Here is a 15524-nt window from a genome sequence, read left to right on the forward strand (position 1 = left end):
AACCAAAATGAACACAACAGTATATAGCACACACAAGTTTGAAGAACATTATCTAATTCAAGCAAATAATAATAAACATCAATTAATACTACTTGATGTTCGATTGACAGAAGAAACGGCTGTTCTAGCTAAAGGTTCTAAAACAGTTAGCTTATTTACAGGTGATGATGCCTCAAAGAATGTACTAAAAAAACTAAAAGCCATTGGCGTAGAAAATATCGCATTGCGTTCGGCTGGTTTTAATCATGTTGATTTGGCAGCAGTTACCGAATTGGACATAAAAGTAGCTAGGGTTCCTGCCTATTCCCCATATGCCATTGCCGAACACACCATAGCGTTGATACTTGCATTGAACAGAAAACTGGTTAGGGCCCACAATAGGGTCAGGGATATGAATTTCTCGCTGAACGGACTCACAGGGTTCGACCTGAACGGCAAAACGGTCGGGGTATTGGGCACGGGAAAAATTGGTGCGGTCCTGGTCAAAATACTATATGGTTTTGGCTGTAAGATACTGGCATACGACCTAGAGGAGGATAAGGAATTGAAAGAAATGTATGGTGTACGATTCACTGACTGCCAAACACTCTGCAGCGAATCGGACATCATAAGCCTCCACGTTCCCTTAACCCCCGAAACGAGGCATATCATCAGTGCCGAACAAATCGAACGCATGAAAAAAGGGGTAATGCTTATCAATACGAGCAGGGGCGCGCTGGTCGATACCAAAGCGGTCATAGAGGGACTGAAATCAAGGAAAATCGGCTATTTCGGTATTGATGTGTATGAAGAGGAAGAAGGGCTGTTCTTTGAAGACCACTCCGACGAGATTTTACAAGATGATGTAATTGCCCGATTAATGACCTTTCCCAATGTCTTGATTACCAGTCACCAGGCTTTTTTGACCAATACGGCTTTGACCAACATTGCTGAAACCACCATTTATAACATTGATTGTTTCGAAAATGGAACCGTTTCAGGAAATGAAATAAAAACGAAGTGAAACAACCCATAAAATCATAGTTAAGATGAAAAACATATTGGTACCCACAGACTTTTCAGAGAACTGCAATAAGGCGGCGGAGTTTGGAATCAAGATGGCCAAGCTCTTCGAGGCAGAAATCCATTTTTTCCATTTGCTGAAAACACCGGTGGATTGGGTAAAATTGGATAAGCAAAAAGAAAAGCGATATCCGGAGACCCTCAAAAAAATTGGGGCAGCAAAAGCCTCATTACGTGCATTGGAAAAAAAGGCCGAACAAGAAAACCTGAAATGTCAGACCTTTTTGCAATTTCAGGTGGACCAGGAAAACATACTGAAACATTCTGGCCATTATGACCATGATTTCATTATTGCGGGCAGTAGTGGCACCAAGGGCATTGTACGGGAACTTTTGGGAAGCAACGTCGAACGTTTGGTAAGAAGATCTGATGTTCCGGTCATTGTGGTAAAAGAAGATGATGTAAGGTTTCCTTTCAAGGATATCGTCTTCGTTTCAGATTTTGTGGAGGATGTGGGCAATGCCTTTAAAGAGGTACTATCCATCGCAGTAAAATGCAATGCAAAAATTCACCTTTTGCGCATCAATACAGAATCGGACCGTAACAGTATTGCCCTCGGCCTAGACCCTATTCGAAAGTTTTTGGAGGGTTTTCCCAAACTCAAGAATTTCTCTATGAACGTCTATAACGAAATGACGGTGGAGACGGGCATCAACACTTATTTGAAGCAAAACAAAGCTGACCTGATCGCCATGCGCACACATGGCAATACAGGTTTTTTGAGTTTGTTCTCAAAAAGTATAGCTGAAGGGGTTGCAAACCATTCATCACTGCCGGTAATGACTATCAAAATTTGAAAAGTATAACACTATGTCCGATAGCTTAGGTCAAATACGAGAAATAGCCTTCTACAAATTATTGTTGGACAGAACGGTATTGCCCCTGGTTACCATTTTGGGAATAGGCATCCTGTATGTCGTTTTGATGTCGATGATAGACCACCCCTCTTTTCCATTCCACATAATTATCGTTGCGGCAGCACTTGGAAAGACCATTGTGATAACGGCAACTACCCTGAAACGCTTGTCAAAATTGATCAAGATCTGTCATTCATTGGAGAGATTGCTTTGGGTTTTTGGATTGATTATCATCATTAGCATTTTCTCCTATGCGACCGACTATGCTTGTCTTTTCCAATTTAACCATACCACATTTGAAGGCGTTCCTGATTATTCGAACTCGTATCTCTACAATTTGTATCACTTTTTTTATTTCAGTGTGATCACATTTTCAACGGTGGGCTACGGCGATATTGTTCCTACTTCAGACGTAGCCAGATTTGTTGTCATGCTCGAAATATTCCTAAGCTTTTTCTTGGTCGTCTTTGCTTTGGCCAATATTAAAAAAATACACATTAATGGATAAGATAACAATTATAAAAGCAAGCGGCGAGAAGGCACCTTTTCAAATGGAAAAAGTAAGGCGGTCATTGGAACGGGCCGGTGCGAATGAAATAACAATTAATGAGATTGTCAAAAATATTGAGGACATCGTTTTCGACGGAATGACCACCAAGAAGATATATCAAATGGCCTTTAAGATGTTGAAAAGGAAATCTCGGGTAAGCGCATCAAAATACAAACTCAAAAAAGCGCTGATGGAACTGGGGCCTTCAGGCTACCCCTTTGAAAAGTTTGTCGGCAAATTGCTGGAACACGAAGGATTTCAGACACAAGTCAGTAGCATCATACAGGGAAGCTGTGTGACCCATGAAGTAGATGTCATTGCCCAAAAGGATAAGAAACATTATATGATTGAATGCAAATACCATAGCGACCAAGGCAGGTTTTGCAATGTCAAGATTCCACTATATATACATTCAAGATTTTTGGATGTCGAAAAACAATGGGAAAAACAGCAAGGCCACAAAACAAAGTTTCATCAGGGTGGAGTGTACACCAACACCCGTTTTACAACTGATGCTATACAATATGGCACCTGTGTTGGGCTGATGCTTACAAGTTGGGATTATCCGGAAGGAAACGGTCTGAAAGAACGCATAGACAAATCCGGCCTACATCCCTTAACCTCTTTAACAACCTTGACGAAGGCCGAGAAATCCAAATTATTGGATAAAGGCATTGTGCTCTGCAAAGAGCTTCACGAAACACCTACTTTGCTAAATGAAATCGGAATAGATAAAACAAGGCACAAAAAGATTTTGGAGGATTCCGAAGCACTGTGCAAAAACCATTAAAAAAATAAAATCTTAAAAATAACTATCATGAAAACAGAAGAATTAAAGAAACAAAAGAGTATTGATTTAGAACCATTTTACGAAGCATTGGAAGATGACCCAAAACTGCTTGAAGAAGCCTTGGAAATACTATTGGAAATGGTAAACTTTGAACCTTTATCCATTAAAAAGTTAGCCCTTTTTATCAAAGAGGATTCGCGAAATCTTTATAATGAAATAGTAGAGTTGTACAAATCGACTCAAGACAAAAGTAACACACCTTCTTGCTGTGGTGGCCACTAAAAAAATATTATAAAAATGAAAAATAATAAAATAAACATCCATTTTTTGGGAGCGGTTGGTACAGTAACCGGTTCCAAATATTTAGTGGATACTGGAAACAAAAAAATACTGATTGACTGTGGATTGTTTCAAGGCTTAAAAGAGTTACGTCTCAAAAACTGGGAATATCTCCCTGTGAACGTTTCAGAGATTGATGTGGTTTTGCTCACACACGGCCATATGGACCACACAGGCTATCTACCAAGATTGGTCAAACAAGGATTTAATGGTTTTATTTACGGTACAAATCCAACCTTGGATATTGCCAAAATCATTCTGAACGATAGTGCTAAAATACAGGAACAGGAAGCCGAACGTGCCAATAAAGAAGGTTATTCCAAGCACAGCCCAGCAGAGCCACTATACGACTTAAAGGATGTTGAAAAAACCGTTCCACATTTTAAGGGCGTTCCGCAATCACAATGGATTCCATTGTTTGATGGCGTAAAAGCCCGTTTCCAATACAATGGACATATTTTGGGAGCAACTTATATCGATTTGGATGTACATGGAAAACGCTATGTCTTTTCAGGAGATATAGGTAGAACCCATGATTTACTGTTATACCCACCATTAAACCCGAAAAAGGCCGATGTACTGTTTATTGAATCCACTTATGGCGGAAGATTTCATCCAGAGGAAGAAGAAGCCATTCCACAGATTGAAAAACTGGTCAATGACACCCTTGATAGAGGTGGCAGTCTATTTGTCCCAAGCTTTTCGGTAGAACGTGCCCAACTTATGATGCTTATTTTTTGGAGATTGCTCAAGGAAAATAAAATACCAAAAGTGCAAATGATAATGGACAGCCCTATGGGGACTAATGTACTAGAACTATTCCACCGCACAAGGGATTGGCACAGATTAGAAGACAATGAATGTGATGAAATGTGCTCGCACTTTACCGTTGTAAGCAGTTATCGTGAAACTATGGAATTGCGGACTGATAATAAACCAAAAATTGTCATTGCCGGAAGCGGAATGCTTACTGGAGGAAGAATGCTTAACTATCTTGAAACCCAAGCTCAAAACTCCAATAATACCCTTCTATTTGTAGGTTATCAGGCCGAAGGTACACGTGGCAGGAAGTTACTGGAAGGTGACAAGGAACTCAAAGTTTATGGAAAATGGGTTCCTTTTAACATGGAAGTTGTTGAAATTGAAGGGCTTTCAGCGCATGCAGACCATAAAGAACTTTTGGGTTGGATGAGTAAGATACAGAACACGCCTGAACGGATTTTTATTGTACACGGTGAAAATGAAGGTGCAAAGGCATTGAAAAACGACATTGAGAGAACTTATAGCTGGAAAGCAGAAATACCGCAATTATACAGCATTGAAGAAATAGTATAGGCCATGGAACAACATTCAAATATTTTAAAATATAAACATCTTGGTATCTATACCCAAAACGAAAATGTGGTATATATGCGTGATGATTGCCTCGTGTGTATTTCGGAAGGGTTTGAGGCACTCACAAGGATAAGGGTTGCTAAAGTAACCCGTTCAATAGTGGCAAGCCTCAACGTCATAAATTCAGATATTCTGTTGCCCAATGAGATAGGTCTATCAGACGCTGCTGCAAAAAAACTGAATGTTTCCCCAAATGATATGCTGTATGTTTCCCATTTGGAACCTATTGAATCGTTGAGTCACGTAAGGGCAAAAATTTATAATCAAAAGCTCAATTACGATGCCTATAATCAGATCATAAAAGACATCGTGGAGGGAGATTATTCAAATATCCATCTTTCAGCATTTATCACAGCCTGTGCAGGAGACCGAATGGATATTGATGAAATATCCGACCTAACAAAAGCGATGATTGCTTCAGGAAAGCAACTAAACTGGAACAAAGAAATAGTTGTGGATAAACATTGTATTGGTGGATTGCCTGGAAACCGAACCACCCCCTTGGTAGTGGCTATAGTTGCCGCTTACGGGCTTACAATGCCCAAAACATCGTCCCGAGCCATTACATCACCAGCAGGTACGGCGGACACAATGGAAGTTCTCACCAACGTTGCGCTTTCTGCTGACGAGATAGAGAACGTAGTAAATCAAGAAGGTGGTTGTTTTGTTTGGGGCGGTACTGCCCAACTAAGTCCCGCAGATGATGTGCTCATTAAAATTGAAAAAGCATTGGATATTGACAGTGAAGGGCAGCTAATAGCTTCCGTACTATCAAAAAAAGCTGCAGCTGGTTCTACTCACGTTGTTATCGATATCCCTGTAGGTGAAACTGCCAAAGTTCGTAGTATGGAAATGGCTGAAAAGCTGAAAAATCATTTGGAAAATGTCGGTAAGGCTGTCGGCCTGAAGGTAAAAGCAATCATAACAGATGGCTCTCAACCTGTAGGCTATGGCATCGGCCCAACATTGGAAGCTATCGACATATTGAATGTGCTAAAAAATGAAGAAGATGCACCCAAAGACTTAAAGGAACGTGTTGTGCTGTTGGCTGGAGAACTGTTAGAACTTTCAGGAAAGGTCGAAAAAGAAAAAGGAATGGAAACCGCCAAAGAGGTACTTATATCTGGTAAGGCCTACGAAAAATTTCTTGCCATTTGTAAAGCCCAGGGGCGTTTTACACAACCTGTTTTGGCACCTTTTAAAACAGAAATCAGAGCGGAGACTTCGGGGATTTTGAAGCGTATTGACAATAGAAAGATAGCGAAGCTCGCAAAACTTTCAGGTGCACCCCAATCTAAATCTGCGGGAATTTCATTGAATGTCCATTTAAATGATAAAGTTGAAAAAGACGGCTTACTATACACGCTTTTTGCAGAATCACAAGGTGAGCTAAACTATGCTTTAGAATACAAAAATCGCCATAACGATATCATAACCATTAAATAAAAAACAAAATGAAAACTATATTATTCAGTCTTCCCGGAAATCAGGAACTCACCGAGTTGTTGGCTAAAAAAATGAAAGCGGAAATCGGGGAATGCAACATAAGAAAATTTCCGGACGGTGAATCCTATACACGCATACTTTCCGATGTAAAAGATAAATGTGTAGTTTTGGTCTGTACCTTACACGAACCAGATGAAAAACTATTACCGCTCTATTTTTTAAGCCAAACAGCAAAATCACTTGGTGCGATGTGTACCTGTTTGGTAGCACCCTATCTTGCCTATATGCGGCAAGACAAGATTTTTAATGAAGGTGAAGGTGTAACTTCTGGTTTTTTTGGGAAATTGATTTCGGGTTTCGCAGATAGCATCACCACCATTGATCCCCATTTGCATCGGATACATTCGTTGGGCGAAGTATATAGAATTCCGAACAGAGTCATCCATGCCGCTGACGAAATCTCAAAATACATCAAGGAAAATATCCATAATCCGGTACTGATCGGGCCCGATTCGGAAAGCGAGCAGTGGGTTGCAGATGTGGCAAAAAAAGCGGGAGCACCTTTCACGGTCTTACAAAAGACTCGCCATGGTGACCGTGATGTTGAAGTCTCCGTGCCTGAAGTTGACAAATTTAAGGACGCGACCCCTGTTTTGGTGGACGATATCATCTCTACGGCCCGTACCATGATAGATACTACGGAGCATTTGAAGAGTACGGGAATGAAACCTGCAATATGCATTGGCATTCATGCCGTATTTTCAGGGAATGCCTATCAAGATCTCTGGGATGCCCATGTCAAGGATATCATTACCTGCAATACAATTCCACATCAGTCAAATAAAATTGATTTAAGCGATACCATAGCCAAGGAAGTAAACGAACTGATGCACCATCAATGAAAATAGGATTGCACTTTACAGTATTCATTTTTATGGTCGTTTCTGCATATGCACAGAATAAAATGTTGATCGGACAATTGTCCGATAGATGGGTGGAACGGGAAAGTTTTAATAAAAATGGAGACTTTCTGAACAAGCAGACCTTTAAGGCGGGAAAGCTAAAAGAAGTCGATGGATATTATGAGGTTGAAGTGGTTGCCGAACTGTTTGACAAGGACAAAAAATCTACTGACAAATACACCATGACGTATCGCTGCAAGCCCGATGAAGCCAGTATAATGGTAATGGCCTTTCCGTTTTCGAACCCAAAATCCAAGGAAACCGAAATCAGTACGACCTCTGAAAATTTCAAGGAACTCTATGATCTGTCGAACTTGGATAGTGTCGAACTCGAAATGAGTTTCGACTCCGGATTGTTGAATTTCTTTGGTTCTAACAGCAAAATAAAAATTTATGACCGGGTGTTGGAATCCAATGGTAATGGGAAAACAATCAAATCCAAAATCAATATTAAAGCCTACGCCATTGGTATACGAATTAAACAATTGGACTATGTTGCAAGTGAAAAACTTACAAATGAGAACTTGTTATCATTCCAGAAATTTACCGAGAAAGACGGCAGCTATTTTACGATGACATACAAACCATAAATTATGAGAAACTATGACACCCTATCAGAAGCAATTAATGATTTACAGATCAGGGGATATACCTATGATTTCAACTTGAAACCAGAATGCTTGCAATGTGCCTCACTGAAAATGGAAATTCAGCCCGAAGATTTTGATGTGGATGAAACCCATCGTTTTGAAGGTATGAGCAGTACAGACGATAACAGTGTTCTTTATGCCATTTCATCAAAAGATGGTATAAAGGGGCTTTTGGTAGATGCCTATGGGGTCTATGCTGAAAATATCTCGGAAGCAATGCGAAGAAAATTACGATAAAACTGTAACCTATGATAGACTTAAATACAATTTCAACCCTTCCTCCCGCAGGTAGCTCAAAAAAACAATCCAAAAAAAGATTGTTAGGGATACGGGAAGAACTTTTTGAGCTTCAGAACAAATTTTATGCCGATGGGCGCTTTGGCTTGTTGATTATTTTGCAGGGAATGGATACTTCTGGAAAAGACGGTACGATTCGTAATGCGCTTAAGGGCATGAATCCACAGGGTGTTCATGTAAAATCATTCAAAAAGCCGACCGAAGAGGAGCTCAGGCACGACTTTCTGTGGAGGGTCTATCCGCACTTTCCCCAAAAGGGCATGATACAAGTTTTTAACCGCTCGTATTATGAAGATATCCTGGTACCCAAGGTTACCAATTCCCTCGAAGAAGAAATACTTGAACACCGTTGCAAGCTATTAAAATATATGGAACAGCATCTTAGGCAAAATAACATTCATGTACTCAAATTTTTTCTTCATATCTCCAAAGAAGAACAGAAAGAACGTATCAAAGAAAGACAGACCAAACCTTATAAACGCTGGAAATATAGTGCCGAAGACGAAAAAGCGGCCAGCCAATGGGAAGTTTACAGAGAGGCTTATAATATGTTAATGAACAACTGCAACGACCCTCAATGGCACATTATTGCAGCCGACAAACGTTGGTACCGCAACTATTGCGTTGCCAAAATAGTATTGGAACACCTTAAAAAACATAATTTAACATATCCAAATACCTAAAAATAGAACACTATGGACAATCACAAAGAGCACAAGGACAAAAAAATGGACCATTCTAAGATGGATCACTCAAAAATGGATCACAGTAACCATGACCATGCTAAGATGGACTCCTCCAAAAAGCAACACCAAAGAGAAGACCATTCTAAAATGGATCACGGAAGTGGAGACCATTCGGGCCATAACCCCGCTCACGGACAAATGGGGCACGACCACCATAAAATGATGGTCAAGGATTTTAGAAAACGGTTTTGGATATCTTTAATCGTTACCATCCCAATATTGTTCTTATCGCCAATGATACAGGAGTTTTTTGGGTATGACCTATTGCTCCCCGGAAATCCGTATATCCTATTTGCACTATCAACATTTGTCTATTTCTGGGGCGGCTGGCCATTTTTAAAGGGATTTTATAATGAAATAAAATCCAAGGGTCCGGGCATGATGGCCCTAATCTCAATGGCTATAAGTGTGGCCTATTTCTATAGTGCCGCTACAGTTTTCGGACTCCCTGGGGAGGACTTTTTCTGGGAACTGAGCACCTTGATTGTCATCATGCTGTTGGGACATTGGTTGGAAATGAAATCGGTGCTGGGCGCATCCAAGGCACTCCAACTTTTGGTCAGTATGCTGCCCGCTGAGGCCCATAAAGTTGTGGGTGATAAAATTCAAGATGTAAAACTAGAGGATTTATTAAAAGATGACATCATATTGGTTAAACCCGGCGAGAAAGTACCCGCGGATGGCATCATCACCGAAGGATCTAGCTACCTGAACGAGTCGATGCTGACAGGCGAGTCAAAACCGGTAAAAAAAGAAGTACAGGATAAGGTCATCGGAGGTTCCATAAATGGCAATAGTACCTTAAGGGTAAAGGTAGAGCATACTGGAAAGGACAGTTACCTGAACAAGGTGATCAAGATGGTCGATGAGGCACAGCGCACGAAATCGAAGATGCAGAACCTTTCAGATCGGGCGGCCAAATGGCTGACCTATATTGCATTGGCCATTGGCTTTGGGACACTCGCGGTTTGGCTGATTTTAGGTTTCCCATTTGTTTTTGCATTGGAAAGAATGGTAACGGTCATGGTCATTGCCTGTCCACACGCGCTCGGTCTTGCCATTCCGTTGGTTGTCGCTATATCTACAGCGGTATCTGCCCAAAATGGTTTATTGATCCGAAACAGAACGGCCTTTGAAGAATCCCGAAAAATATCGGCTTTATTGTTTGATAAAACGGGAACATTGACCAAAGGTGATTTTGGGGTGACCCGAATTGAATCAGTGAACGAATTGTACACCAGAGATGAAATTCTGAGGTTATCCAGTGCTCTAGAACTAAGCTCCGAACACCCCATCGCCGTGGGGATCATCAAAAAGGTCAAAGAAAAGGACATCGAGATTCCAAAGACCAAAAACTTCAACGCCATAACGGGCAAGGGTGTAGAGGCAATCGTAGAGGGTAAGAAGGTCAAGGTAGTAAGTCCGGGATATCTTCGGGATGAAAAAATCCAAATTACCGAAGATGCCTTTAGTGATGCCGCAGAGACCGTAGTTTTTGTTCTGATAGATGGAAAATTAGCAGGATATATTGCGCTGGCCGATGAAATACGGCCAGAATCTGCCGATGCCATCAAAGTATTCAAAAAGAATAACATCAAAGTCTTAATGGCTACGGGCGATAATGAAAAAACAGCAAAGGCTGTGAGTGACAAACTTGGTTTGGATGGGTATTATGCCGAGGTGCTACCCCATCAAAAAGTGGAAATCGTAAAAGAACTGGAAAGCAAAGGAGAGTTTGTGGCCATGACGGGAGATGGGGTCAATGACGCACCTGCATTGGCAAAAGCTGATGTAGGAATTGCTGTTGGTTCCGGTACCGATGTTGCCGCGGAAACCGCCGATATCATTTTGGTAAACAGTAACCCAAAAGATATCGCCAATCTGATATTGTTCGGTAAAGCCACCTATAACAAAATGATCCAGAATTTGGTGTGGGCAACAGGCTACAACGTTGTGGCCATACCGTTGGCGGCTGGGGTTTTATATTCTTCTGGATTTGTGTTGGGGCCAGCAGTAGGTGCCGTATTTATGAGCTTGAGTACCATCATTGTTGCCATAAACGCTCAATTGTTAAAAAGAAAAATCGGAAGCAACTGATGAACAGGAAAGAAAAACTCGGTAGAATATTTCTAGTTTTATTGAGTTTGTTCGTAGTGATGTTGGGCTACGGCATTTTATTGCCTACCCTCCCATATTATACCGAAAAACTGGCTTTAAAAGACAATCTGGATACGGACCTTATCAACTTCCATATCGGAATGTTGACCAGTATTTATCCGTTGTTCCAACTCTTGTTCGTTATCGTCTGGGGCAAGCTTTCCGATAAACACGGCCGTAAACCTATAATACTATTGGGGCTTGTAGGTTTTGTCGTGATGAACTTGCTAACCGGTCTTTCCACTTCTCTGTCGATGCTATATATAGCCCGTATCATAGGGGGCATCTTTACGTCAGCGGTCACTCCGGTCAGTAATGCCTATTTAAGTGATATTACCTCTGAAAAGCGAAGGACCAAAATAATGGCCTGGTCTGGGGTCGCTATCAGTTCCGGGGTGATATTTGGCCCTGTTCTGGGGGGATTTCTGTCGCAAACGAACCTACATTATACATACTCTTTTGGGGTGTTCCACTTAGACGGTTTTTCGGTTCCCTTTATTTTGGCTGCTCTTTTGGGCTTTGTGGTATTGCTGATAATCATAAAATGGCTGAAGAATACCGAAATAAAAAAACGTATTGTTTCTGAGGCGGTCAAATTCAGTTTTTCCCTGAGTAACTATTTTATCATTTTGTTGCTCCTATCCTTTGCGATACAGTTTGTGGTTACCCTGTTTGAGACCGTGTTTTCAATTTATGGGAAGGATGAGTTGGCATTTACAACCAATCAGGTGGGTATCGGTTTTATGCTCTGTGGTTCGGTAATGGCCATTTTGCAGCCTGTGTTCGCGACCTATGGCGAAAAAATGCTGACCTCAAAACAGCAAATAACATTAGGGTTATTAATATCCGGTGTTTCGTTAATTGTCTTCCCCTTTGTGAGCGGTGAACTATACATTTACGGTACCATAATAATTTTCGCAGCTGGGGGAGCCATGGTGACACCAAACCTGCTTTCGGCAATTTCTTTGATTTCCCGGGATAATACGGGAAGGAATATATCCATTCAAAGTTCCACGAACAGTATCGGACAGATTTTGGGCCCGGTACTGGGGACTTGGCTGATAGCTGGTGGGTTTTATTACCCTTTTATTATTGCCGGTGCAACCATTTTTGGTGCTATGGGACTGGTTTACTTTTTGAAGCGACCAAATAAAGGGATTGACGGGCCCTTAAGCATAAAAAACTTTAGGGATGGATCATAGAAAATGTAGTAAAACAGCACTTCAAAATGCTGCTGACAATTCGAAATATGTTGAATTGGTTCGTTCGGGAGAAGACTATTTTTTAAGGCTGGAAAAGTTAATCGATAAGGCAGAAAAAGAAATCCATATACAGACCTATATTTTTGAAAACGATGATACGGGAAACCGTATAGCCTCCTGTTTGAAGAAAGCCGCTCAACGAAAGGTAAAGGTATATGTCTTATTGGACGCCTATGGTAGCGCTGCATTACCCAATAGTTTTGCCCAGGATTTGGTGCAGCATGGTATTTTACTTCGTTTTTTTTCACCTTTATTCTCTCTGAACAATTTTTATATCGGCAGGCGGATGCACCATAAAATTGTGGTCGCCGATGAAAAAATGGCATTGATAGGCGGAATCAATATTGCCGATAAGTACCACGGAACCACAGGTTCGGAACCTTGGTTGGACTATGCCGTTCAGTTAAACTGCCCAGCAGCCAAGAATCTACAAATATTGTGTAGCGATTATTTTTTCAAAAAAGGGAGTTCAAAAAAAATACCACCAGTTTTACATTCGGCCGGTAGTGCACTCGTGGGTATTTTACAAAACGACTGGCTACAGCAAAAAACGGAAGTCTGTGATACCTACACGAACGCCTTCATTCATGCCGAAAAGGAAATTGTAATCGTGGGCTCGTATTTTTTACCTGGAAACAGATTGGCAAAGGCTTTGAAAAAGGCGTGTAAAAGAGGAATAAAAACAACGGTGATCTTAGCGGGTATTAGCGATGTGCCTTTGGTGCGTAGGGCAACCGAACATTTGTACTCCTCTTTTCTAGACGACCATATGAGAATCTATGAGTGGAACAAATCCGTAGTACACGGTAAAGCTGCGGTGGTTGATAACAAATGGTCTACCGTAGGTTCATTTAACTTGAACAGTCTTAGTTGCTATGGCAGCATTGAAATGAACGTAGAGGTTCACTCAGTAGAATTTGCCGAAAACCTTCGGGCTGACTTTGAAATAGTTATAAGCGAGTGTAGCGAAATTACAAAGGGGAGTCTAAGACAAAGAGCCGGTATATTCAATAAGTTGGGTAATTGGATTTTTTACCAAATGGTACGAACGATTATGCTTTTTCTGACCTTTCTTCCGCATTTAAGGTTTTTGAAAAATTATAGGTTATAATATGTTGGCAAGTGGTTAAATGGTTGGGCTCGTTTATCTGTCTTTACGACCCGAGCAGCAAACCATACGGCACAAGAACCTAAAATAAGGAAATATACAATCAGTGGCGGAATGCAAACTGTAACTGCGCTAGGCACCATACATATAAAACGATTAGTAATATTGAAATACATTAATAATGACAGATTTAACACCAAACGCGATCGAACGCATACTCAGGAACAATTACCTCGGCCACTTGGCCTATCTATGGCAAGGGAAGCCCCATGTGATTCCCTTTACCTATTATTTTGACCCTACGGACAATACGATCATTAGCTATACCTCGGAAGGCCATAAAATCGATGCGATGCGAGCCAACAAATCGGTTGCCGTTCAAGTCGAACAAGTGCAATCCATATCCAATTGGGAATCGGTCATGTTACAAGGTACATTCGAAGAAATTCGAGGCAGTAGTGCCAAACAAAAATTACATCTATTCACCGAAGGCGTGAAGGACATTATCCGTAGAAAAGAAAACAGAGAGGTAGGGTTCATCAATGAATTTTCCAGTAAATCATCTGCTAATGGCATTCCAGTCGTCTTTCAAATCAAAATACTAGAAATGTCGGGTAAAAGAAGAAAAAAATAAAAGATAGATTTCAAAAAGAGACCATCTTTTTGAATCATAGGATTCCGAAATGAGAAACGAAAAGATTTTAACGTGGTTAAAAAAAATTAAACAAGGCCAAAATTCGTTTAAAATTGGAATACGATTTTTAAGGTCTAAGTAATCTCTAATCTAATAATTGAAGAAAATTAAGCTCACGGCGTATTGTGGCAAAACCATTCTGGGACATTTTAATGACCCTAAAGCAATAGATCGGAACATTATATTGGATCCCGACACCAAATCTGACCTATTATCTCCTGAAAGGATTCATAACCACAAACAGAACCCAAATTCACGCAAAATTTAGAGAAATCACTCTTAACTGTTAATCACATTTGCCCTTGCTGCTTAAAATTAAGGTTATTATACTATTAAACGATCCTGGTTTGGGAGGTAAGCATAAAAAGATTGGGGCATCTACGAATCAGCTTTTAAAATTGATCAATTGCAAATGATATAATTCAATTATGAATTCAGGCCTCAGGATTCTGCATAAAGCACACAACCAACATGTTATAAAGTTCTGGATGTTTTTTTTTGAGTAAATCTGGACGTTCAAAAAAATACTCTGAAGCAACTGCAAAAAATTCAACAGCGTTTGTTCCACCATATTTTCGAATATCAGAATGGTCACTGTTTATCGCTTCCATTTCCTTATGGATCAAATTTATCCAAGGTATGGTATATTGATGCTCTAATAATCTTTCCGGAATACCATCTGCAAAATCATCAAGCTTATCTAAAAGGTGTACAAATTCGTGTATGCCGGTATTGCTTTTATCACTTTGGTTCACAAAACCATGGTATAATGCCTTTTTTGATAATATCATCTGTTTTTCAAAACGTCCGTTACCAACAATTCCACCAATATTCCGTGTTTTTGCCTTACCATTGAATTGCATGTCCGCATTGAAGTAATCGGGATATAACAAGATTCCACTTAAATTGGTATAATGCCACTCTTCAAATCCAAAAACAGGTATAATTGCACTTGCCGCAATCAAAACCTTATCAAGATCTTGTAATTCCAATCGCACACCTTCAATGTAGACTTCACTTAGAAATTCCATCATTCTGCGTTGAAATAGCATTTGCTTGTTTCCAGGAAGATTTCGGTAGTAAACCACATAAGCCATTGCCAGCTCATGCCAGTGACCAGGAAAAGGCCGAGGTTTACGCCGTTGCGACTTTCTATAGTTATAAACAAAAAATAGAAGAATAACTATTAATACAAAAACATAAATCATA

At 40.4% G+C, this 15524-nt stretch carries 16 protein-coding genes; 15 read left to right on the plus strand and 1 reads right to left on the minus strand.

Annotated features, from left to right (window positions below; all coding sequences use genetic code 11):
* The first annotated feature begins 7 nt into the window (after positions 1-7).
* From ACFSJE_RS14205 to ACFSJE_RS14275, 15 genes are all read left to right on the plus strand, one after another.
* Positions 8-1003: a 2-hydroxyacid dehydrogenase gene (locus tag ACFSJE_RS14205; protein WP_119647140.1), complete on the plus strand. Its 996-nt coding sequence runs from the start codon at positions 8-10 to the stop codon at positions 1001-1003.
* A gap of 25 nt (positions 1004-1028) precedes the next feature.
* Complete coding sequence (locus tag ACFSJE_RS14210; protein ID WP_036378961.1) at positions 1029-1859, plus strand: universal stress protein; 831 nt, start codon at positions 1029-1031, stop codon at positions 1857-1859.
* A gap of 13 nt (positions 1860-1872) precedes the next feature.
* Positions 1873-2427 carry a potassium channel family protein gene (locus ACFSJE_RS14215; protein ID WP_051947117.1) on the plus strand — a complete coding sequence of 185 codons (555 nt, stop codon included), beginning with the start codon at positions 1873-1875 and terminating at the stop codon, positions 2425-2427.
* Positions 2420-3259 (plus strand): ATP cone domain-containing protein, encoded by an 840-nt coding sequence (locus ACFSJE_RS14220; RefSeq protein ID WP_036378964.1) that lies wholly within the window; start codon positions 2420-2422, stop codon positions 3257-3259. Before ACFSJE_RS14215 ends, ACFSJE_RS14220 begins: the two co-directional genes overlap by 8 nt.
* Before the next feature lie 27 nt (positions 3260-3286).
* Positions 3287-3541 carry a hypothetical protein gene (locus ACFSJE_RS14225; protein WP_036378966.1) on the plus strand — a complete coding sequence of 85 codons (255 nt, stop codon included), beginning with the start codon at positions 3287-3289 and terminating at the stop codon, positions 3539-3541.
* 15 nt (positions 3542-3556) lie between these two features.
* Complete coding sequence (locus tag ACFSJE_RS14230; RefSeq protein ID WP_036378967.1) at positions 3557-4933, plus strand: MBL fold metallo-hydrolase RNA specificity domain-containing protein; 1377 nt, start codon at positions 3557-3559, stop codon at positions 4931-4933.
* Positions 4934-4936: 3 nt separating this feature from the next.
* Entirely contained in the window at positions 4937-6439 is a 1503-nt protein-coding gene (locus ACFSJE_RS14235; protein WP_036378969.1) for a thymidine phosphorylase family protein, read from the plus strand.
* Positions 6440-6447: 8 nt separating this feature from the next.
* Positions 6448-7341 carry a ribose-phosphate pyrophosphokinase gene (locus ACFSJE_RS14240; protein WP_036378972.1) on the plus strand — a complete coding sequence of 298 codons (894 nt, stop codon included), beginning with the start codon at positions 6448-6450 and terminating at the stop codon, positions 7339-7341.
* Entirely contained in the window at positions 7338-7991 is a 654-nt protein-coding gene (locus tag ACFSJE_RS14245) for a hypothetical protein (protein WP_051947118.1), read from the plus strand. Before ACFSJE_RS14240 ends, ACFSJE_RS14245 begins: the two co-directional genes overlap by 4 nt.
* A gap of 3 nt (positions 7992-7994) precedes the next feature.
* The gene (locus ACFSJE_RS14250; protein ID WP_036378974.1) at positions 7995-8288 is read left to right on the plus strand and encodes a hypothetical protein; all 294 of its coding nucleotides are present in this window, start codon (positions 7995-7997) and stop codon (positions 8286-8288) included.
* 11 nt (positions 8289-8299) lie between these two features.
* Positions 8300-9031 (plus strand): PPK2 family polyphosphate kinase, encoded by a 732-nt coding sequence (locus tag ACFSJE_RS14255; RefSeq protein ID WP_036378977.1) that lies wholly within the window; start codon positions 8300-8302, stop codon positions 9029-9031.
* Between the two features lie 12 nt (positions 9032-9043).
* Positions 9044-11191, plus strand: a complete 2148-nt coding sequence (locus ACFSJE_RS14260) for a copper-translocating P-type ATPase (protein WP_036378979.1) — start codon at positions 9044-9046, stop codon at positions 11189-11191.
* Positions 11191-12453: an MFS transporter gene (locus tag ACFSJE_RS14265; protein ID WP_119647139.1), complete on the plus strand. Its 1263-nt coding sequence runs from the start codon at positions 11191-11193 to the stop codon at positions 12451-12453. The genes ACFSJE_RS14260 and ACFSJE_RS14265 overlap by 1 nt, the downstream gene beginning before the upstream one ends.
* Complete coding sequence (locus ACFSJE_RS14270) at positions 12443-13624, plus strand: phospholipase D-like domain-containing protein (protein WP_119647138.1); 1182 nt, start codon at positions 12443-12445, stop codon at positions 13622-13624. The genes ACFSJE_RS14265 and ACFSJE_RS14270 overlap by 11 nt, the downstream gene beginning before the upstream one ends.
* Before the next feature lie 178 nt (positions 13625-13802).
* The gene (locus tag ACFSJE_RS14275) at positions 13803-14255 is read left to right on the plus strand and encodes a pyridoxamine 5'-phosphate oxidase family protein (protein ID WP_036378982.1); all 453 of its coding nucleotides are present in this window, start codon (positions 13803-13805) and stop codon (positions 14253-14255) included.
* 494 nt (positions 14256-14749) lie between these two features.
* On the opposite strand, the gene ACFSJE_RS14280 is transcribed toward ACFSJE_RS14275, so the two are convergent.
* Positions 14750-15523 (minus strand): M90 family metallopeptidase, encoded by a 774-nt coding sequence (locus ACFSJE_RS14280; RefSeq protein WP_036378992.1) that lies wholly within the window; start codon positions 15521-15523, stop codon positions 14750-14752.
* Position 15524: the final 1 nt, after the last annotated feature.

The sequence above is a fragment of the Flagellimonas iocasae genome (genome assembly GCF_042682725.1).
GTDB lineage: Bacteria > Bacteroidota > Bacteroidia > Flavobacteriales > Flavobacteriaceae > Flagellimonas > Flagellimonas iocasae.